Here is a 22333-nt window from a genome sequence, read left to right as displayed (position 1 = left end):
TAAGTGCAACTAAATTATTTTTCTATCCAAATATTCGATTGGTGAAAGATAATTTAATATTTTTCTCGGTCTTTGATTTAAAGACAATATAAATTTATGAACTTCATTTTTATTAGTTTTTGAAAAAATAAATTTTTTAGGAAATTTTTCTCTAATTAAACCATTATTATTTTCATTAGTACCTCTTTGTCAAGGTGAATATGGATTGGCAAAATAAATTTTTACATCTAAATTTTTTTCAAGTTGTTGTCAATTTGAAAATTCTTTGCCACGATCAAAAGTAATAGTTTTAACAATGTTTTTAGGAAGAATTGATAAATAATAACTGACATTTTTATTAATAACTTTAGTAGTTCTGTTTTTAACTAATATTGCTAAAGTAAATCGTGATACTCTTTCAACTAAAGTTATTAAACATGATTTGCTTTTGCCTCTTGATGATACTATAGTATCTCCTTCCCAATGACCAAGTGTTATACGATCATTAACATTTATATCTCGTTCTTTAATTGATTTACCATTAAACTTGCCACGATTTTCTTTAGATTTTCGTTTTTTACCTTTTCTTCTTAAATTTTTACTAGTAACTTTATCAAGAAAACCTAAATAAATTCAATTATAAATTGTTTTAAAACTAATAACTCATTGTTTATGAAAATTTTTAATTCTGCCATAAATTGGTTCAGGTGATCAACCTAATAGTAATTTTTGTTGTACATATTTTACTAAATTCTTATTTTTAAACTTATGAAAACTAATATGTGATTGTTTTCGATTTTCAGCTTTATTTTGTGCAATTAATGAAAAATAATGATTATTATCTTTATTTCTATTAATTTCTCGAATAATAGTACTAATACTTCGATTAAGATTTTTAGCTATTTCACTAATTTTAAATTTAAATTTCAATTGATTCTCAATATAAATCCTTTCATCTATGCCAAGATGTTTATAACTCATATAAAAACTCCTTACTTTTTTCTAAACTAAATTTAGCATTATGAAATTTTTATATGAGAATTTTTTGCAATTTTATTTACTTGCACTTACAAGTATAATTCAGCTACAGCAGTTTCATAACATTTTCTTTTTTCCTTTTCTTTTTAAATATTTGAACACTATCTAAAACTAAATAATTGCATTATTTAATTTTAATAGTTTATAATTATAATAATAGCAAAGTTTATTTAAAGGTGAATATAATGTTACGTAGTAGTAATATTTTAAAAATTAATAGTATTAATAATTTTGAACAATTATTTATTTTTTTTGGTTTACCAGTTCTTTTTTTACTTTTAAATATGAAATTAACTTTTTTAATTACTATTAATTTTCATAAAAATAGTATTAATAATAAAAAAATATTTAATAAAACAAAAATCATTATTCTTCAATTTAGTTTATGATTTTTAGCACAATTTTGTTTATTTTTATTACCAGTTCAAGAAATGGTAATTAATATTAATTTTTTAGATTTAGAAAGTTTACCAATGCTATCATTGATTTCGATTTTACATTTATTTATTTGTTTTAGTTTTTTAAGCCGTAATAATAATCAAATTATGAAAGTGATGCGTTTTACTATTTTGTCAATTATTATAATTGCTATTATTTTACAATTTAATTTTACTATGATTAAAATATCATTACCATCAATAAATAACTTTATTTCAGTACTAATTTTAGTGTTCTTTTACTATTGATTAGGTTTCTTTTCATGAAAAATGTTTAGTGATAATTTATTTACAATTTTTAATTTAATTAAAAAAACTTGAGTAACATTATTTAGTAATTTTTCATTACCCAATATTATTAATAAACAATTTCCAGTAAAAGCATATACTAAAACTAAAATTATCATTTTAACATGGCAATTTAAAAAACAAATGTTTACTAATTTTGACCACAAAGTTTCTATTACTGATAATAATAAAAAACTTTTAATTGCTATTTTTAAGAAGAATTTAACTTATTTTTTAAGTGCCCAATTAACACTACTTATTACTAAAACTATTCAAGATTTAAAAACTTTAATTAATGGTTGAAAAATGTCTTTAATTCAATAACTTTTTTTGTTTTAAAATGCTGAATTATACTTGTAAGTGCAAGTAAATAAAATTGCAAAAAATTCTCATATAAAAATTTCATAATGCTAAATTTAGTTTAGAAAAAAGTAAGGAGTTTTTATATGAGTTATAAACATCTTGGCATAGATGAAAGGATTTATATTGAGAATCAATTGAAATTTAAATTTAAAATTAGTGAAATAGCTAAAAATCTTAATCGAAGTATTAGTACTATTATTCGAGAAATTAATAGAAATAAAGATAATAATCATTATTTTTCATTAATTGCACAAAATAAAGCTGAAAATCGAAAACAATCACATATTAGTTTTCATAAGTTTAAAAATAAGAATTTAGTAAAATATGTACAACAAAAATTACTATTAGGTTGATCACCTGAACAAATTTATGGCATAATTAAAAATTTTCATAAAGAGTGAGTTATTAGTTTTAAAACAATTTATACTTGAATTTATTTTGGAATGCTTGATAAAGTTACTAGTAAAAATTTAAGAAGAAAATGTAAAAAACGAAAATCTAAAGAAAATCGTGGCAAGTTTAATGGTAAATCAATTAAAGAACGAGATATAAATGTTAATGATCGTATAACACTTGGTCATTGAGAAGGAGATACTATAGTATCATCACGAGGTAAAAGCAAATCATGTTTAATAACTTTAGTTGAAAGAGTATCACGATTTACTTTAGCAATATTAGTTAAAAACAGAACTACTAAAGTTATTAATAAAAATGTCATTTATTATTTATCAATTCTTCCTAAAAACATTGTTAAAACTAGTACTTTTGATCGTGGCAAAGAATTTTCAAATTGACAACAACTTGAAAAAAATTTAGATGTAAAAATTTATTTTGCCAATCCATATTCACCTTGACAAAGAGGTACTAATGAAAATACTAATGGTTTAATCAGAAAAAAATTTCCTAAAAAATTTATTTTTTCAAAAACTAATAAAAATGAAGTTCATAAATTTATATTGTCTTTAAATAAAAGACCGAGAAAAATACTAAATTATCTTTCACCAATCGAATATTTGGATAGAAAAATAATTTAGTTGCACTTACCTTTACAATTTAGCAAATTTAAAAGAAAGGAAGAAGGAATATGAAAAAACAATCATTTTTGCTTTTTAAAAATGCGTTTAAACAAGCATTTCGTAATAAAATTCAATTAGTTGGTTTAATTGTTTTAGTATTATTATCATCAACTATTTTTTCATTAATGCAAACAAGTTTAGCAAGAATTTCTGATGAATATTCAACATTAGTTGCAAAATCTAATTTACATGATTTTGTTATTGATTTATCTAATACTACTCCAAAAACTATTTCTAATAAAATCTCAACATCAACAACTGCTGTTGATGAAAAGAATGATTTTGATATTAACAATATTGCGAATTATGCTGGTAATGAATTTATATGAGATCGTGTTGAAGGCAGAACTATGCAATTAGATAATAATAGTAATCCTAGAATTTTAAAAATATTAACTTATAATCAAGATGCTCGTATTGATAAATTAATCATTAGTGATGGTTATCAAATAGGAGATAGTAATAATCCAGATAAAACTCCAAGTTGAAAACAGGTAGTTATTAATAAAGAATTTGCTCAAAAAAATAATTTGCATATTAATGATACAATTCGTGTGCAATCAGATCAATTAGGAAGTAGTTTAAAAGTTTCAGGATATGATTTAAATGATGCTGTTTATAGTAGTTATAATTGATTAAAAATTGTTGGATATGGTGTATCTGCTGATTTCACAACCCCAATTATTGATCAAACTACACCAATTCCAAATAAAAATCGTGAAGGTTTATTATACGTTGATCAAATGCAATTTGGTTTAAGTAAAAGGTTAGAAAAAAATAATTATATTTGATCATATGATAAAGCTAATGAAAAAATCACAATTTCTTCTGATAATGATCGCGAAATTTATTTTGTTGGAAAATCAACAATAGGTAAAATTAATGATATTAAATTAATTTCACAAAGTTTAAGAAGTAAATATATTAATACTATTGATTCTGATGCTGCTTTAGTATATAAGTTAGGAAATAATAAGTATACGTTTAATAATCGTACTGCTACTTTGAATGCAACTATTATTGGATTTAAAAGTTTATTAATTGGTTTATTGTTAATTGTTTTAATTATTACAGGAATTACAGTAATATTAATTACTTATAAAAATATTGATAATTCACGAACACAAATTGGAATTTTAAAATCATTAGGTTATAGTAATATTAAAATTTTAATTACATCTTTAGCTTATCCAATGGTAGCAGCACTTATTGGTACTATTTTAGTGTTTTTACCAGCAAGTGGTTTACAAGTAATTATAGTTCAAACATTTGCCAACTATTTTAATCTAGATTTTGGTCATTTTATTTTTAATGGTTTAGGATTTATATATTGTTTAATTTTAATATTTGGTTTTTTATCAATTATTGCATGAGTTATTAGTGCTTTAACAGTTATTAAAAAACCAATAGATTTAATTAAAAACGAATCAGCTACTGTTAATTCTCGCTTTAGTCGAATTATTAAAACAAAAAGTATTAATCGTGGATTTTTAACAAGATTCCGTTTATCACTATTTACATCATCAATTGGAAAAATGGCAGCAGCAGCATTAACTATGTTTTTAGGAACAACTTTAATGACAACATCTATTATTGGTCCAAAAATTATGGCTGATAATAAATTACTTTCTTTTACTGGTATGAATTATCACTCCTTAGTTGAATATGACATTCCGACTTATAATTCTCCATATAGTTTTTATAAAACTTATAATCCAAATAATAAAGATGATTGAACTTATACTTCTACTGTTGATAGTACTACTGGTGATACATATTGACATCCACCACGTTTTGATAATTCTGGACCATTAAATGATACTTTTGTTAAAGAATTATTAGAAAATAATATTAATGCTGAAGCATATGCTCCAATGTCAGATGAATCTAATCCCGGTGCTGCTATTAGTGATTTAGGATATACTGGTTTAACGTATTTAAATGGTAAAATGCTTACTAAAAACTTTTTAAATGGATTAGATTCTAGTGATATTAAAGATGCTTCTGTGATTGTTGGAATTATGGTACAAATGGCTTGACCAAATGCATTACCAATGTATGACACAGTTTTAAAAAATACTAATATTAACAGTTTTTATAGTGAGAATACTTATAATATTATTAGAAAATTTTATCAAAACTATCGAACAACAGTGGCAATGAATATTAGTGGTACGATTTCGAAGACTGGTAAGATTAGTACTAATCCTAATGATTTAGATATTACAAAATTCAAAGATTGAGCAAATACTAATATTCCTGCTTACAAAAATGCCTCAAGTAAGGGTCCTACTTTTATTAATGATATTGATAATTTAAGTTTTGATACTAGCGATAAATTATATCCGTGACATTTAACTAATGAAACACAATTATTGAATAATAATGCATCTGAAATTAGTTACAAAGAGCGTGATAGTTGAATTAATAAAGTTGGAATTTGATTTGGTGCTTTATTTTATAATATAATGGGACAAACTGTAGTGCAAGGTGCTTATACTAAAAGCCCATATTTTATTCGTCAAAATATTGCCAAAGCTTATAGTGATCCCAATGCTCCTTTTAATGTTGCTTTTAATGTTGTGCCTTTTGATAAAGAAACTGATGAATTAGGAACTTACTTTATTGGTACTCCTGAAAAATTATTTAAACAGAACAAATATTTAATGAAAGTTTATGGTTTACAAAATCAACAACAGTTAGGCAAACCTTCAATGATGCAATTATATGATGCTGGAGGTTCTTCATTAAATCCACTTTTAGAACAAGAAAATAGTGATGATAGTATTAGTCTTGTTATTAATCAAACAATTGCTAAACAATTAAATTTAAAAATAAATGATGAATTTAAAATGAGTAGTAATGGTAATACTATGAAATTTAAAGATAATAATAAATTGAAACCTTTTGATTTGGATAAAATTAATATTGATAACATTGTTGGTGATAGTAAAAATGTTAATAATGTAACATTATTAAAACAACAAACTGGTTATACACAAGTTGATGAGTTAAAGGATGGGGCTTATGATAATATGGGTATTAATGCTACAAATATGTTAAAAGAAGTTACTGCTGGTAAGGTTGTTAATTCTTATAATGATAAGATAAGTTCTAAAACACCAACGTATAAAGTAGTTGGTATATATAATGGTTATGGTCAACCTAATACTTATATTAGTAAAACTAATTCTGATAAAGTTTTATCATTTAATAAAACAAAAGAATTTTTATTTTTATTATTTAAAAAAGAATGAGAAGACAAAAAAACAACTTGTGATGTTGATTTTGGTAAATTAAAATCATTTAATGAATATCAAAATTTTCTTAATCAATTAAATGATCCCGTTATTTATAAACTTAATCAAATATTTGAAAATGAAAATCCAATCTTTAATTTTAAATTTTCAAATTCGCAATCATTACCAGATATAACTAATTCATTTTCAACTTCGCAAATGTATGGAGATTACAGTGCTTTTGGTTTAAATGGTGGTACTGATGGTTCTGGTACTTATCAAGGTTATGGTGCAGGTAGTGCTGTTAATATTACGCCACAAGATATCCATCATCAGTTGTTAAATCAAATTACTGCTTTAGTTGATACAGTATTGGTTGCATTTATTATATTTTCATTAATCATTTCGTTCTTTATTATTTTATTAACAAGTAATTTAGTAATTTATGAAAATCGTAAAACAATAGCAACAATGAAAACACTTGGTTATAGTGATGCAAAAATAACTAATATTGTTATTGGTATGTATTTACCAGTGATTGCTGTTATGTTTGTTATTGGTTTTCCTGTAGGATGAATAATTGTTAAGTTTATTCTTAACTATTTAGCTGCTAATACAACATGGGTTTTACCATTATTCTTTGTTTGATGATTACCGCTTGTGGTTGGTTTAATTGTCTTTGGCATTTATGCAACAACCTTTATTATTGATTGATATGCCATGAAGAAGATTAATCCAATTAAAACTTTAAATGAAATTGATTAAAAGCAGAAAGGAATAAAAACATGAAAAATGATAAAAAAAACACTAAAAATTCAAGTGAACAAGTAACTAAAAATAAGTTAGAATCTAGTTTTACAAAGAAGTCAGTATCTAAAACCGAAGGTACAATACCACCAGTAACTCATAAATCTCATGATAAACCAGAATCAAAGGAAGAAATAGAAGCTAATAAAGCTAAATTACAAGCTTTTAAAGATAATCAAAAAGCAATTAAAAAATTAACAAAAACTCATTCAAAAGAAATTTTAGCAGGTAAAATTATATCAATGACTAATAATACTCCTGATACTCAAACTAATGTTATTGAATTATTTGATGTTAAAAAATCTTACTTAACTGGAGACTTAGAATATGAAGTATTAAAAGGAGTTAATTTAAAAATTAAATTAGGTGATTTTGTTGTTATCTTAGGACCATCGGGAAGTGGTAAGACAACATTATTAAATATTATTTCGGGATTGGATAAACCTAATACTGGTGATGTTTTTGTGGCCGGATACAATTTATCTTTATTAAAAGATAGTCATTTAACTAAATTTAGACGAGATAATGTTGGTTTTATTTTTCAACAATACAATTTATTAACTAACTTAACTGCTCGTGAAAATGCTGAAGTTGGTGAAAATCTTGCTAAAAATAAAAATATGAGTATTGATGATATTTTTCAAGTTATTGAAATGGATGAACATATGAATAAGTTTCCAAGTCAATTATCAGGCGGACAACAACAAAGAGTATCGATTGGTAGAGCACTAGCAAAAAATCCGACAATTTTATTTTGTGATGAGCCAACAGGAGCACTTGATGAGGAAATGGGGCGTAAGGTGTTAGAAATTTTATTGGATGTTAATCGAGAATATAAAACATCAATTATTATGGTTACTCATAATCCTAACTTCCAATATGTTGCAAATACTGTTATTAACGTTAAAAATGGTAAAATTATTAGTGTAAAGAATAATGAAAAACCAATGAAACCAAATGAAATAAATTGATCATAAGAAAAGGGTATAGATGGGGGTTGATTTAATAAATATAAGAAAAATGCATATTTTTATGCATTTTTCTTATATTTATATAGAGTAAATACTTGTATAAAGAAAAAAATATTAAATTATAAGAATCTAATAGAAAATACTATATTTTATTTAGTTTAATTATTTTTTAGAAAGAAAAAGGTGCAAGGTAATGAGTATTGGTTTAATTACATTTATTATATGAATATTTTTAGTAATTTGAATAGTGTTTTTAATTTGAGGTATAAGTTTATGTAATAGTAATAATGCATTAGGCATCATATTATTATTTTTAACATTAAATTTAATTGGTTTAATAATAGGAATTTCTTTATTATATAATAAAAATAAGCAAAATATATATAACAAAAAAAATATTAATAGTAATATTAAAATAGAAGAATTAAGTTAAACATTCCTTTTTAGAAATTTTAATATTAAATTAAAAAATCATACCTTAATTTAATACAATTAAAAATAAAATAATAATAAGTATTATCATATTAAAGTATGACTTAAAAATGCTAAATTGTAAAGGTAAGTGCAACTAAATTATTTTTCTATCCAAATATTCGATTGGTGAAAGATAATTTAATATTTTTCTCGGTCTTTGATTTAAAGACAATATAAATTTATGAACTTCATTTTTATTAGTTTTTGAAAAAATAAATTTTTTAGGAAATTTTTCTCTAATTAAACCATTAGTATTTTCATTAGTACCTCTTTGTCAAGGTGAATATGGATTGGCAAAATAAATTTTTACATCTAAATTTTTTTCAAGTTGTTGTCAATTTGAAAATTCTTTGCCACGATCAAAAGTAATAGTTTTAACAATGTTTTTAGGAAGAATTGATAAATAATAACTGACATTTTTATTAATAACTTTAGTAGTTCTGTTTTTAACTAATATTGCTAAAGTAAATCGTGATACTCTTTCAACTAAAGTTATTAAACATGATTTGCTTTTGCCTCTTGATGATACTATAGTATCTCCTTCTCAATGACCAAGTGTTATACGATCATTAACATTTATATCTCGTTCTTTAATTGATTTACCATTAAACTTGCCACGATTCTCTTGAGATTTTCGTTTTTTACCTTTTCTTCTTAAATTTTTACTAGTAACTTTATCAAGCATTCCAAAATAAATTCAAGTATAAATTGTTTTAAAAATAATAACTCATTGTTTATGAAAATTTTTAATTCTGCCATAAATTTGTTCAGGTGATCAACCTAATAGTAATTTTTGTTGTACATATTTTACTAAATTCTTATTTTTAAACTTATGAAAACTAATATGTGATTGTTTTCGATTTTCAGCTTTATTTTGTGCAATTAATGAAAAATAATGATTATTATCTTTATTTCTATTAATTTCTCGAATAATAGTACTAATACTTCGATTAAGATTTTTAGCTATTTCACTAATTTTAAATTTAAATTTCAATTGATTCTCAATATAAATCCTTTCATCTATGCCAAGATGTTTATAACTCATATAAAAACTCCTTACTTTTTTCTAAACTAAATTTAGCATTATGAAATTTTTATATGAGAATTTTTTGCAATTTTATTTACTTGCACTTACAAGTATAATTCAGCAAATATTTAAATGAAACTTGCAAAAAAGTAATTATTTTAACACTGATTGATAAATTATTCAGATATTTTTGTTGAAGATAAATCATAAAATTTACCTTTAATAATATATACTATTGTTTCACAAATGTTAACTAAGTGATCACCTAGTCTTTCAATATATTTCAACTGTTGCATTGTTGATGTATATTGAGAGAGTTGATCATTATTTTTGTTTACTTTTAACATATTGACAATGTTTTTCATTGATTCACGAAAACGATTATCAATATCAATATCATATTCTGCTGCTTGATAAGCTTTGTTAATATCATTTTCATTTATAGATTCACCAATTAAATCCATCATTTTAAATACTTTTTTCATTAATCCTGATAATTGAGATGTTAATTTAATTTCTGGTTTATATTTGACATTAAATTTGGATAAATTTTTAGCATAATTTGAAATACGTTCTAAATCACGAATAATATTCATATAGCCAATAATAGTACGTAAGTCAGTAGCAAAAGGATTTTGTTGAGCAATACTTCAAATTGCAGTAATTGTTAAACTTTCAGCGACTGTTCTAATTTCTTTATCGGTTTCAACAATTCTTTTTGACATGTCAAAATCTTGTGTTTCCATTGCTATTAAAGCGTCTTTATGTTCTTTTTTTACTTCTTTTAATAAAGTTAATAAGTTTTGTTTTAAATTTATGATATCTAAATCAAATCTACGGTTAATTATTTTCATTTTTTCCTCCTTTCTCTATAATTAATTATATATATTTTTAACCAAATCTGCCGGTAATATAATCTTCTGTTCTTTTATCTTTTGGTCGTGAAAATATTTTTTTAGTATTATTATATTCAATGACTTCTCCATTTAAGAAAAAAGCAGTTTTATCAGAAATTAGTGCTGCTTGTTGCATTGAATGAGTAACAACAATAATTGTAAAGTCTGATTTTAAATCATTCATTAAGTCTTCAATTTTAGATGCGGCAATCGGATCTAGAGCTGAAGTTGGTTCATCCATTAATAGTACTTCTGGTTTTAGGGCAATAGCACGAGCAATACATAAACGTTGTTGTTGGCCGCCTGATAATGATAATGCTGAATCAAATAAGTGTTGAGCAACTTCATCTCATAAAGCCGCTTTTTTTAAAGCATCTTCGACAATTTGATTTAGAATCTTTTTGTTTTTAATGCCTTGATTTTTTGGACCATATGCAACATTATCATAAATTGACATTGGAAAGGGATTAGGTTTTTGAAATACCATTCCAACTTTAGTTCGTAATGAAATAATATTTTTTTTATTTTCATAAATATCTTCATTATTGAATAATATTTGTCCATTAATTTTAACACCATCAATTAAATCATTCATTCTATTTAAAGTTCGTAGTAATGTTGATTTGCCACAACCACTTGGTCCAATAAAAGCGGTTACTTGATTACGACTTATTTCTAAATTTATATTAAATAAAGCCTGTTTTTTACCATGATTATAGAAGAAATTTAAATTTTTAATAGTAAAAACATAATTACTTTTTGGAATATTTTCTATATTTGATAAATTATTTGATTTGTTATTTGATTTTTTCTTAAATTTATCTTTCACTTTTAAAAAGTAAGGTTTAATCACATTTACTTTTCTTTTTTTATTGCTATTCGCTGATTCTTTCTTGCTTTCATTTTTTCTTTTAATAATTCAATTGAGCATTTTGTTTTCACCCCGATTCCTGTTGTTAAACTTTTTTCAAAATGTTTTGCTATAAAATTTAAAATAAATATTAGTATAACTGTTATTAGTGCTGTTTGGTACATCATTCCTAATTTATTAGGGTCATTTGATTCTTTATTAGCTAATAAAATATGGGTTGTTAAAGTTTGTCCTGAACTTAAGAAACCTTTATTGGGAAAAGCAACAGTGCTTCCTAATGTTAGATAAACTGGTGCTGATTCACCAATAATTCTACCCATTGATAAAATCATACTAGTAATAATGCCACCAATGGCAGCTGGAATAACTACTTTTCTTATTGTTTCAAATTTACTAGCACCTAGTGCTAATGATGCTTCACGGTATTCAATAGGTACTGATTTTAATGTATCTTCTACTGCTCTAATAATAAGTGGTAAAATAACAATTGTTAATGTTAAACTAGCAGCAATTGCTGAGAAACTTATTTGTAAGAAAGTAATAAAAAAAGTAAATCCAAACATACCAAAGATAATTGATGGCGTAGAAGATAAGGTATTTAGCACAAAACGTAATATTGAAGCAAATCAACCATTTTTGGCATATTCGTGAAGATAAATTGCGCCAATAATACCTAATGGCATAGCAATAGTAATTGTTGTTAATACCAATAAACATGTCATTGTGATAATTGATAAGTAACCTTCATCACCGGTTGTTCAAATTAAAGCTGCAAAATTAAAATTGAAAACGCTACTACCAGCATTACCACTAATGTTGAAGATACCATTAATAATAATATCACCAATAATTCAAATAATTAATCCCATAGTAATAAAACAAGCTAGCCCCATAAAGAATAATCAAAAATAGTCTTTAAAGTGTTTTCAGCATTGATTTTTAATAGTTTTTTCACTAATAGTTAACATTAGTTGATTATCAGATAGATTTATTTTTTTTAAATTATAATTTCGTGGTTTTTTATGACCTTTTGCTTTTTTATCACTACGTTTATAAATTATTAAAACAATAAAGTTAATGATTGAAACTATAATAAATAAAAATAAACCAATTCCATATAATGCTGATATTTGTTGAGAACTAACTGCTTCTCCAATTTCTAGTCCAATTACTCCCGCTAAAGTAGAAATTGAACTAAATAAAAATGCAAGTGGACCGTGTGCAAAATTGGGGGTTAGAGTACTATTACCAGCAATCATGACAACGGCCATTGTTTCACCAATGACTCTTCCAAATCCAAAAATTATTGCACCAATGATTTTGGTTTTTGCCGCTTTAAAAATGACTTTAAAACTAGTGTCAGTCCTGCTAATACCTAGTGCTAATGATGCATATAGATAAGATTTTGGTACTCTAGTAATAGCATTAACAGATAATGAAATAATTGTTGGTAATGCCATCATTGATAAAATAAAACTTGCTGTCATCATATTTTCTTTGGTTGGTGCTCCCATTTTTACAAAAATAGGACCAATGGTCATTAAACCAAAAGCACCAAAAACAACTGAAGGAATACCAGATAATAATTCTACTAAAGTTAATGTTGTTTTTTTTAATTTTGGTGGTAAAAATTCACATATAAATAATGATGTTAGTAAACTTAAAGGAACAGCAAGTATCATTGAAAATAGCGCAACTCAAAAAGTGGCAACGATAAAGGCAATAATACCAAAACTATTAGCACTAGGTAATCATTTACTATTTCCTAACATTTTAAATCAATTTAGAAAACTCATATTACTAAATGTTTGACCGATAATAAAACCAATTAATAATGAAGCGGCAATTAGTGCTAATGAAGATATAGACAATACACAAATTTTAGCAATCAAATCATAAGTATGTTTTTTTTGTTCACTAATAAAAACATTTTTTGGATCATGATTTTTATTAAAATGATTAAAAGTTATTTTATGTCAAAACTTTTTAAAAGATTTGGATTTCATTTATTAATACTCCTTTATGGAAATTTCCTTAATCACTGATTTAAATCATTATTCAATTCTTCAGTTAATGGTACTGCTGATTGTGCGTACTGAGCTTCTGAAAAAGCAGGAACTACGTATTCGTTATGACCTGGATAGTCAGGAATAAACAAGAATTTTAGAAATTTAACTAAAGTATTAATTTGTTTAAAATTTTTATTTATTAAACCTGTAAATGGTCGTGATAACTGATAAGTACCATTTTTAATGGTATCTAAACTTGGAACAATTTTTTCTCAATTAGCAATATGAATAGTAGCGAATTGTTTATTCGAATCTAATTGTTTTTTATCTGAATATGAACTATAGCCAACACCACCACTAGACATATTAAACATTTGTGTACTTGAATTAACGGTTATTACTTGTGGATAATATGCTTTTGAATCACCCAGAACTTTTTCATTAAAAACATCTCGTGTTCCTGAACCATTTTCTCTAGTATAAGGTAAAATTTTGAGGTCACAAGTTGGTTTGATTCAACCTTGATTTGGTTCTGAAGTATTTTGTGGAAATAAATCTCTTCAGAAAATAGGTGATTTCGATAAATACATTTTTTTTACTTTATCTTGTGTAAAATTTAGAGGTTTATCATTACCTAAGAATTTTTGTGGTAGATTATAAACTAGAATCATGCCATCTTTTGATAAAACAAAAGAAATTAAATTATTATCAGGAGTTGTATATTCTTTTGAAAGTCAGCCAATACCAAACATATTTTTATTAACGGGAATTACTGCTGCATCTGAACCTAAACTGTTATAAGTAAAATCTGCTTCTTTATGATTATCAGGATAGTCTTCCATTAATGTATGCATTAAAGGTGCTACTGAAGTTGAACCGCCCATAATAAAATAGGGTTTATGACTAACTAAAGTTACAATAAAAATACTAATCATTGTGATTAATCAAAATAATGACAAAATTCTTTTTTTTAGCATATAAATCCACCCAACTGAGAGTTTTCTTTATCATACACGTATTATAACAATATAATTGATAAAAACTAGAAAAATTATTTCATTTTTATAAAAAATGTAGGTTTTAGACTATATTATTAATATTTTTTAGTAATTAAAAAATGGTATTAAGTTAACTTAATACCATTTTATTAAATATTTTTAATTTAATATAAAAAATAAAAGAAAAGTATTTCTTTCTTTTATTAGTATTCTTTATTTATATAATTCAAAAGATAAAATAACTTTATTTTTTATTATCTAAAGCATTATTTTTCTTTAAAGTTTTTAAAGTACGAGCACTAATCATTAAAGTTTTTCCACCAATTTTTACTGGTTGTAAGTTTGGATTTCATTTTCTTCTAGAAGAGTTCATCGCATGCGAACGGTTGTTACCAGATAGTGGACCAATACCACTTAAAGCACATTTTCTTGCCATAGTTATTTTCTCCTTATTAATGTTTTAACTAATAAATAATACCATATTTATTTATTTATTTATTTATTTTAAAAAAAAATTAAAATTTATTTGTAAAAAATTGAATATTTACTAGGACATTATTTTAATAAGAAAAATTTAAATTATATATTTTTTTTAAAAAAATAAAAAATATGTTATAAATAAACTATATTATACAAATTTTTAAGAAATCTTGGAGGAAAAAAATGAATTGTATTATTTATGCTGTGCAAATTGATGATGAAAAAAAGATTGGTTTACATGCACGACCAATAGCCAAAATTGCTGCTTCTATTAGTAAGTATAAAAATATTGAGGTAGAAGTCATTAAATTACCTGATAATGCAGATATTACGAAGCCAGTAAAACTTACTGGTAATGAAACTAAAGTTAAAGCTAAGTCAGTTCTTAATTTTCTAGGTTTACAAGCAAAAAATTTTAGTAAAATTGCTTTTATTATTACAAAAATGGATGAAAAAGAAGAAGATAAAAAACTTGAAGAAGTTAAAACAGAAATTATTTCTTTATTAAAAGAAGAAAAATTAATAAAGTAAATGGTTTTAAAAAAAGTATTCAAAAGAATACTTTTTTTAAAACCATTTATCCTTATGATATAATTATTTTTGTTCTTAAAATATTAAATTATATAAATGGAGGCATTTAATGAGCGAAATTAACAAAAATAAAGAAATAATAATTTCAGAACAAGGTTTAGAAAAGTTAAAAACTGAATTATATAAACGAATTAATGTTGAACGTGAATCGATAAAAGAACGATTAAAAGCAGCTAGGGCTGATGGTGATTTATCAGAAAATGCTGATTATACTAGTGCGCGTGAAGAGCAAGGTAAAAATGAAGCACGCATTCAAGAACTTGAAACGATTATTACTAGTGCTGTTATTCTTGAAGAACAAAAACAACGTAAAAATAGTAATATCAAAGCAGTTCGTGTTGGTAGTTGAGTAACAATTGTAAAAATTAAAGATGGTAAAATTGTTTCTGATTCAGAAGAAAAATTTAAAATTGTTGGAAGTATTGAAAGTAATCCATTTGAAGGATTAATTTCTAATGAGTGCCCATTAGCAGTATCAATTATGAATTGTGTTGTTGGTGATATTGTTGATATTAAAGGTATTAAAGAAACATATAGGGTAAAAATTATAGAAGTAAAAAATCAATTATAAATAATTTAATTAAAAATGATCACTAATAAATAGTGATCATTGGGAGATTGTCAAAAATCCGGAACAAATTAAAACATATATAGTCTTATTATGCTTAGACAAGAAATAATTTGGATTTTTATGAAATTGTATTTAAATAATATAATTTTTTTCAATAAATTGCAACTAAAATACTTATAATTAAGTTATCTAGGTGTTAAACTTATTGTAAAAGTTAAGGAGAATTTAAAGATGAAACTTAAAGCAATTAAAAAATTACAGTTAATAACTGTATTACTATTTGTTTTAACTATTTTAATAACTATTATTGCTTTAATATTAATTGGTATTTCAAATTTTAGTTATAATAATTATGAACAGATTAAAATTACAAATGGATTTAATATTTTAAAAATTTATAGTACATATTTTATTTTATGTCATTGTGCAAATCATATATGTTTATTTCATATTTTTCAAAATAATGATAATTATTATAATTGAATTCAATTGCAAATTGGAGTTATTTTATTAATAATAGTGATGCCGATTTTTATATTTATAATTATAGCATTAGCTTTTTTCATTATTGGCTTAAAAAGAAAAATAAAAAATAATAATTTTTGAGATGCTATTGCAAATTGTGAAATAATAAGTAATTATTACATTCATTAAATTATGTTTCTAAATTTATCTTATTACATTTAAAAATAACCATTTTAATGTAAATCAAAATATTATATGTTCTATTACCAAGCATTTCTTTTAAAACATGTCAAATATTAGTTTCTGTAAAACAACCAATATTTCATTTTGCACCTTGATTTTCAATACCTTGTTTATTATTTTTAAAATATTTTTTCTTTATTTTTGGTAGCATACCGATGTTGTCAATAATATTCAAATTTGTCTTTAAATTATAAGTTTAGACGAGAATAATTTAGACTTCAATATGCAATTGTAAGTTAATCTTAACACTTCAAAAATATTAGTCAACAATAATACTTACTTTTATAACTCAAAAATTCTTATTAAAGTTTTCTTTAATAAGTTTTATTTTATTTTTATTTATTTGCTAAATTGTAAAGGTAAGTGCAACTAAATTATTTTTCTATCCAAATATTCGATTGGTGAAAGATAATTTAATATTTTTCTCGGTCTTTGATTTAAAGACAATATAAATTTATGAACTTCATTTTTATTAGTTTTTGAAAAAATAAATTTTTTAGGAAATTTTTCTCTAATTAAACCATTAGTATTTTCATTAGTACCTCTTTGTCAAGGTGAATATGGATTGGCAAAATAAATTTTTACATCTAAATTTTTTTCAAGTTGTTGTCAATTTGAAAATTCTTTGCCACGATCAAAAGTAATAGTTTTAACAATTTTTTTAGGAAGAATTGATAAATAATAACTGACATTTTTATTAATAACTTTAGTAGTTCTGTTTTTAACTAATATTGCTAAAGTAAATCGTGATACTCTTTCAACTAAAGTTATTAAACATGATTTGCTTTTACCTCGTGATGATACTATAGTATCTCCTTCTCAATGACCAAGTGTTATACGATCATTAACATTTATATCTCGTTCTTTAATTGATTTACCATTAAACTTGCCACGATTCTCTTGAGATTTTCGTTTTTTACCTTTTCTTCTTAAATTTTTACTAATAACTTTATCAAGCATTCCAAAATAAATTCAAGTATAAATTGTTTTAAAACTAATAACTCACTCTTTATGAAAATTTTTAATTCTGCCATAAATTTGTTCAGGTGATCAACCTAATAGTAATTTTTGTTGTACATATTTTACTAAATTCTTATTTTTAAACTTATGAAAACTAATATGTGATTGTTTTCGATTTTCAGCTTTATTTTGTGCAATTAATGAAAAATAATGATTATTATCTTTATTTCTATTAATTTCTCGAATAATAGTACTAATACTTCGATTAATATTTTTAGCTATTTCACTAATTTTAAATTTAAATTTCAATTGATTCTCAATATAAATCCTTTCATCTATGCCAAGATGTTTATAACTCATATAAAAACTCCTTACTTTTTTCTAAACTAAATTTAGCATTATGAAATTTTTATATGAGAATTTTTTGCAATTTTATTTACTTGCACTTACAAGTATAACTCAGCAAGTTCCATTTGGTTTTAAAATTCTTTTGCATTCTTTAATTCATTTTTGATGAAATTTATAATTTTCAAGAAAACCTTTACTTTTATCTCATTCACCTTTATTAACAGATGTTCTTTTGCCAGCGTTAACACTATAACCATTATTTGATAAAAAATAAGGTGGATCGATAAATATAAAATCAACTAATTCATTTTTCATTTTTTTCATTTCAACAAAACTATCTCCAAAAATAAGATTTATTTTTTTAACTTGATTTGAATTTGAATTATCTATTTTAAGTTTAATTGTTTTTCCATTTTTGGTTTCTAATTCTTTACTCACTAAACTCATTATTAGTACTCCTTAGTTACAATTATTTGTTTATATTATTACAATACTATTTAGTTTATTATACTTCCCTTTTCTTTAATATTATATATTAAATAATTAATAAATAAGTATTTTACTGTAGATACTATTTGTTAATTTTTATTACTTCACGTTTCATATATTGTTAAAAACTTATTATTTAATGGTTTTTTTTGTTCTAGTAAATGCTTTTTTAAAATTTCTAGATAGTATTTAAAAGCAACAGTTAAATCTTGGAAGGCAAGTTTTCTTAATTCTTCAACATAATAATGGTTACGTTCAATTGATATTTTATCTGCTAATAATACTATTAATTCTAAAGGTTTCATTTCAGTTGCACCAGTAGTATGTTTAGCAATTGCATGAAGAACTAAATCATCATGGTACTGATAATGATTTTTTAAATACAATGCTGCTACATAACCATGTCAAATTGGAAATGGTTCTTGTAAAATTTCTTTATTATATTTTGTTAAAAATTTAGTCATTTTATTTTTACTTCATTGTTTGCAAAGGTCATGATAAGTTCCTGCAATTAGAGCTTTATTAGCATCTTCGTTATAATGGATTGCTAATTTAACAGCCATTTTACCAACATTAATACAATGTTCAGTTCTATTGTTATCCAAATTTGCTTTTAAACGCTCATAACTATATATTAAATTATTGTTAATATAATTATTAATTTTTATATCAATTTGATTAATAATTTCACCATTTCTAATTTTGGCAGAGCTAATATCACTACTTGGTCGAACTACTAAATTTTGACACTTGTATTTTGACATTAGTTCTAATGTTTTACGATAATGAGGGCGATTAACAACAATAATTTTAACTAAATTAATTAACTGTTCAATTCCTTGTCATTTATTTAAGGTATATAAATTATCAGAACCGATAATAAAAAAGAATTTGTGATTTGGATAGTTTTCAATAAAGTAGTTAATAGTATTAATAGTATAACTAGGTTGTTTACTTGTTAGTTCATAATCATTTAATTTTATTCAAGAATAGTTTTTAATAACTAAATTAATCATATCGACTCTTTGTTGATCGCTGGCACTGACACTGTCTTTTAACGGATTTTGTTTTGTTGGTAAAATTCAAACTTCATCAAGTGAAAGTTTATGATAAGCTGTATTTGCAATGTTTAAATGTTGATTATGAAATGGATCAAAAGTTCCACCAAAAATGCCAATTCTTTTCATTATTTGCTAGTTCCTAATGATTCTAAAATTTCTTTATTATATTTTTTTGTTCTTATCATTTTAATTTCATGTAAATAAGGTGGATGTCCATTAATTCATGGCGTTTCTAAAATTTTTATTTTAGTAAGCAACAATGGATGATAAATAATGTTAATTAAAGTTTGAAAACCAAGGTAACCCATTCCTAAGTTAGCATGACGATCTTTATGAGCATTGATTGGGTTTTTAGAATCATTAACATGAATAACTAATAATTTATCTAATCCAATAAGTTGATCAAATTGTTGTATTACTTGTTCTAAATTATTATTAAGATCATAACCAGCATCAGATAAGTGACAAGTATCTCAACAAACACCAATTAGTTCGGGTCTTTTTACATTATTAATAATATATTGAAGTTGTTCAAAAGTAGTTCCTACTTCACTACCTTTTCCTGACATTGTTTCCAAAGCAATTTTTACAGTTTGTTTTTCTAAACATGCTGCATTTAGTCCTTTAACAATTTGATCTAAAGCAGTTTGTGGTAAAGCACCAACAGCGCTACCTGGATGTAAAACCAAAGTTTTAATGCCAATATCTTGACAGCGAATTATTTCTTGTCGTAAGAAATCTACTGCTAATTGATAAGTACTTTTATTAATACTATTAGCCAGATTAATAATATAAGGAGCATGAACAATAAGATTATTAATATTAATATTTTTTTCAATTAGTTTTTCTGTAAATTCTTTAATAAATAATGCTTTGGTTGGTTTACGAATTGTATTTTGTGGAGCACCTGTATAAAACATAAACGTATTTGCATTATAACTTAGAGCTTCTTCAAGAGCACCTAATAAATATTTTGGTGCTTTCATTGAAACATGAGATCCAAAAATTAATTTGTCATTTTCCATCTTGCTTCCTCTTCCATTATTAATTTTCATCAAAAAGTTTTTTTCTTCTTGCAATTGCTTGTGTTTTTTTAATTTTCTTAATTGATGCTTTAATGTGTTGTTTTCTTGTTTCTTTTTTTATTGCTTCTAAATCTTTATTAAATTTTTTCTTATAACCAGGAGTTACATTTTTATTTTTTTTAAAGCGATTAATAACATATTGCTCTTCTTTATTTCTTTCTATTTTTCGTTTATGAGCAATGATGTTGTCATTAGTAATTTCTGGTAGTAACTTATTATCTTTAATTTTATAGTATTCTATTGGAACGTTTAAATTTTTTAACTTATGAATAGTAGAATTATCACTCTTATCATAAAATACATAAGAAATACCTGAATAGTTAGCTCGTCCTGTTCGTCCTGCTCGATGAAAATAATATTCTAGATTATTTGTCGGTAATTGTAAAGAGATAACATGAGATACCCCTTCAATATCAATACCACGTGCTGCGATATCTGAACAAACAACATATTGATATTCAAAATTTTTAATACGTTTAAAAGTTTGAGAACGTTCTCGTGCTGGTAATCCACCATGTAAGATTGCTACTTTTTTATTTTCTTCAATTAAGACGTTTGCAATTTCTTCAATATTTTCTTTGTTATTAACAAAAATTAAACATAAATAAGGATCAAACATTGTTAATAATGATTGTAGTTGTTTTTTACTATCTTGATGATGACGATTAATAAAAATATGTTGAATTTTTTGAGATTTGTTATCAATACTAATTGTAGTAGCATTAGTAATATATTTTTTTAATCAAGTAACTAGTTGGGGTAATATTGTTGCTGAAAAAGTCATAATTTGAGTATTTTTATTCATTTTAGTAATTAAAAAATCTAAATCTTCCATGAATCCCATATCAAATAACATATCACATTCATCAATAACTAAAGTGTTAGTAGTAGTAATTGCTAACATATTAAGTTCATATAAACGTTTTAATCTAGTTGGAGTGCCAATTACAATTTGTGGTTGATTATTACTTAAATTATTACTTTGACGAATAATATCTTTGCCACCCACTAAACAAGCAATGCTAATATTTTGATCTTTGATTAAAGCTTTTAAAAAATTGAACGTTTGTTGAGCAAGTTCACGAGTAGGTGTAATAATAACTGCTTGTGTTACTTTTAAAGTAACATTACAATTATTTAAAATTGGAATTAAATAAGTATGAGTTTTACCACTACCAGTAGCACTTTTAATAATTAAGTTTTTATTAGTTAATGCTAAAGGAATGATTTTGGTTTGGACTGGTGTTGGATTAATTAGTTTTTCTTTTTTTAAATTTTCAATTAGTCATGGTTGTAAATTAAATTGTTGAAATGACATACGTTCACCTTTTTCTTTAATGCAATATTAATATTTTATCTTATTTTTACTAAGTTCTTTAAAAAATAAGATAAAAAACTTTATTAAAAGTAATAATAATTACTATTTTAATGTTTAAGATTATTAATTTTCAAAAAATAAAAAAATACATCAGTAATTTATACAACTAATTGTTTATCTAAATTTCTAATCTAATAAAAGTAAAATGTCAATAGATTATTTTTAATCATGTAAAATTAACTTAGAAAA

The 22333-nt window shown here is 23.9% G+C and carries 21 protein-coding genes; 8 read left to right on the top strand and 13 right to left on the bottom strand.

Translation table 4 applies throughout. From position 1 onward, the window contains the following. Positions 1-9: 9 nt before the first annotated feature. The gene (locus ACICQF_RS03225) at positions 10-960 is read right to left on the bottom strand and encodes an IS30 family transposase (protein WP_395472742.1); all 951 of its coding nucleotides are present in this window, start codon (positions 958-960) and stop codon (positions 10-12) included. Positions 961-1000: 40 nt separating this feature from the next. On the opposite strand from ACICQF_RS03225, the gene ACICQF_RS03220 reads away from it, so the two are divergent. The 5 genes from ACICQF_RS03220 (at position 1001) to ACICQF_RS03200 (ending at position 8204) form a co-directional block, all read left to right on the top strand. Further along, on the top strand, positions 1001-1126 hold the full coding sequence (locus ACICQF_RS03220; protein WP_395472741.1) for a hypothetical protein: 126 nt from the start codon (positions 1001-1003) through the stop codon (positions 1124-1126). Between the two features lie 76 nt (positions 1127-1202). After that, positions 1203-2066, top strand: coding sequence for a hypothetical protein (locus ACICQF_RS03215; protein ID WP_395472740.1), 864 nt, complete (start codon positions 1203-1205; stop codon positions 2064-2066). A 122-nt stretch (positions 2067-2188) separates the two neighbouring features. Then, a complete protein-coding gene (locus ACICQF_RS03210) occupies positions 2189-3139 on the top strand; it encodes an IS30 family transposase (RefSeq protein ID WP_395472739.1) in 951 nt (316 codons plus the stop codon). Positions 3140-3189: 50 nt separating this feature from the next. Further along, complete coding sequence (locus tag ACICQF_RS03205; protein ID WP_395472738.1) at positions 3190-7185, top strand: ABC transporter permease; 3996 nt, start codon at positions 3190-3192, stop codon at positions 7183-7185. Positions 7186-7205: 20 nt separating this feature from the next. Continuing rightward, positions 7206-8204, top strand: coding sequence for an ABC transporter ATP-binding protein (locus ACICQF_RS03200; protein ID WP_338959714.1), 999 nt, complete (start codon positions 7206-7208; stop codon positions 8202-8204). Between the two features lie 562 nt (positions 8205-8766). Here ACICQF_RS03200 and ACICQF_RS03195 read toward each other — a convergent pair. From ACICQF_RS03195 to rpmB, 6 genes are all read right to left on the bottom strand, one after another. Then, positions 8767-9717: an IS30 family transposase gene (locus tag ACICQF_RS03195; protein WP_395472737.1), complete on the bottom strand. Its 951-nt coding sequence runs from the start codon at positions 9715-9717 to the stop codon at positions 8767-8769. Positions 9718-9875: 158 nt separating this feature from the next. Next, on the bottom strand, positions 9876-10553 hold the full coding sequence (gene phoU, locus ACICQF_RS03190) for a phosphate signaling complex protein PhoU (protein WP_174480791.1): 678 nt from the start codon (positions 10551-10553) through the stop codon (positions 9876-9878). A gap of 37 nt (positions 10554-10590) precedes the next feature. Further along, positions 10591-11370 (bottom strand): phosphate ABC transporter ATP-binding protein PstB, encoded by a 780-nt coding sequence (gene pstB / locus ACICQF_RS03185; protein ID WP_395473700.1) that lies wholly within the window; start codon positions 11368-11370, stop codon positions 10591-10593. Between the two features lie 80 nt (positions 11371-11450). Further along, positions 11451-13472: a phosphate ABC transporter permease PstA gene (gene pstA, locus ACICQF_RS03180; RefSeq protein WP_395472736.1), complete on the bottom strand. Its 2022-nt coding sequence runs from the start codon at positions 13470-13472 to the stop codon at positions 11451-11453. Positions 13473-13486: 14 nt separating this feature from the next. Then, positions 13487-14452: a PstS family phosphate ABC transporter substrate-binding protein gene (locus ACICQF_RS03175; protein ID WP_395472735.1), complete on the bottom strand. Its 966-nt coding sequence runs from the start codon at positions 14450-14452 to the stop codon at positions 13487-13489. A gap of 265 nt (positions 14453-14717) precedes the next feature. Then, a complete protein-coding gene (gene rpmB / locus ACICQF_RS03170) occupies positions 14718-14909 on the bottom strand; it encodes a 50S ribosomal protein L28 (RefSeq protein ID WP_395472734.1) in 192 nt (63 codons plus the stop codon). Positions 14910-15136: 227 nt separating this feature from the next. Between rpmB and ACICQF_RS03165 the strand changes: the two genes are divergently transcribed. The 3 genes from ACICQF_RS03165 (at position 15137) to ACICQF_RS03155 (ending at position 16769) form a co-directional block, all read left to right on the top strand. Next, positions 15137-15484 (top strand): HPr family phosphocarrier protein, encoded by a 348-nt coding sequence (locus ACICQF_RS03165; protein WP_342257257.1) that lies wholly within the window; start codon positions 15137-15139, stop codon positions 15482-15484. A gap of 109 nt (positions 15485-15593) precedes the next feature. Continuing rightward, entirely contained in the window at positions 15594-16115 is a 522-nt protein-coding gene (greA, locus tag ACICQF_RS03160) for a transcription elongation factor GreA (RefSeq protein WP_252320669.1), read from the top strand. Positions 16116-16346: 231 nt separating this feature from the next. Next, a complete protein-coding gene (locus ACICQF_RS03155) occupies positions 16347-16769 on the top strand; it encodes a hypothetical protein (RefSeq protein WP_338979630.1) in 423 nt (140 codons plus the stop codon). A gap of 1 nt (position 16770) precedes the next feature. On the opposite strand, the gene ACICQF_RS03150 is transcribed toward ACICQF_RS03155, so the two are convergent. The 6 genes from ACICQF_RS03150 to ACICQF_RS03125 form a co-directional block, all read right to left on the bottom strand. Next, a complete protein-coding gene (locus ACICQF_RS03150) occupies positions 16771-16998 on the bottom strand; it encodes a hypothetical protein (RefSeq protein WP_395472733.1) in 228 nt (75 codons plus the stop codon). A 194-nt stretch (positions 16999-17192) separates the two neighbouring features. After that, positions 17193-18143: an IS30 family transposase gene (locus ACICQF_RS03145; protein ID WP_395472732.1), complete on the bottom strand. Its 951-nt coding sequence runs from the start codon at positions 18141-18143 to the stop codon at positions 17193-17195. Positions 18144-18215: 72 nt separating this feature from the next. Next, complete coding sequence (locus tag ACICQF_RS03140; RefSeq protein WP_395472731.1) at positions 18216-18578, bottom strand: DNA methyltransferase; 363 nt, start codon at positions 18576-18578, stop codon at positions 18216-18218. A 131-nt stretch (positions 18579-18709) separates the two neighbouring features. After that, complete coding sequence (locus tag ACICQF_RS03135) at positions 18710-19807, bottom strand: nicotinate-nucleotide adenylyltransferase (RefSeq protein WP_338956847.1); 1098 nt, start codon at positions 19805-19807, stop codon at positions 18710-18712. Continuing rightward, positions 19807-20706, bottom strand: coding sequence for a deoxyribonuclease IV (locus ACICQF_RS03130; RefSeq protein ID WP_342257359.1), 900 nt, complete (start codon positions 20704-20706; stop codon positions 19807-19809). Before ACICQF_RS03130 ends, ACICQF_RS03135 begins: the two co-directional genes overlap by 1 nt. A 19-nt stretch (positions 20707-20725) precedes the next feature. Next, positions 20726-22084, bottom strand: a complete 1359-nt coding sequence (locus tag ACICQF_RS03125) for a DEAD/DEAH box helicase (RefSeq protein ID WP_339040114.1) — start codon at positions 22082-22084, stop codon at positions 20726-20728. Positions 22085-22333 lie beyond the last annotated feature (249 nt).

The sequence above is a fragment of the Spiroplasma endosymbiont of Nomada rufipes genome (assembly GCF_964277355.1).
In the GTDB taxonomy this organism is placed as follows: Bacteria; Bacillota_I; Bacilli_A; order Mycoplasmatales; family VBWQ01; genus Spiroplasma_E.
Note: the sequence above shows the minus strand (reverse complement) of the source record. Positions and strands in the feature narration are given on the sequence as shown.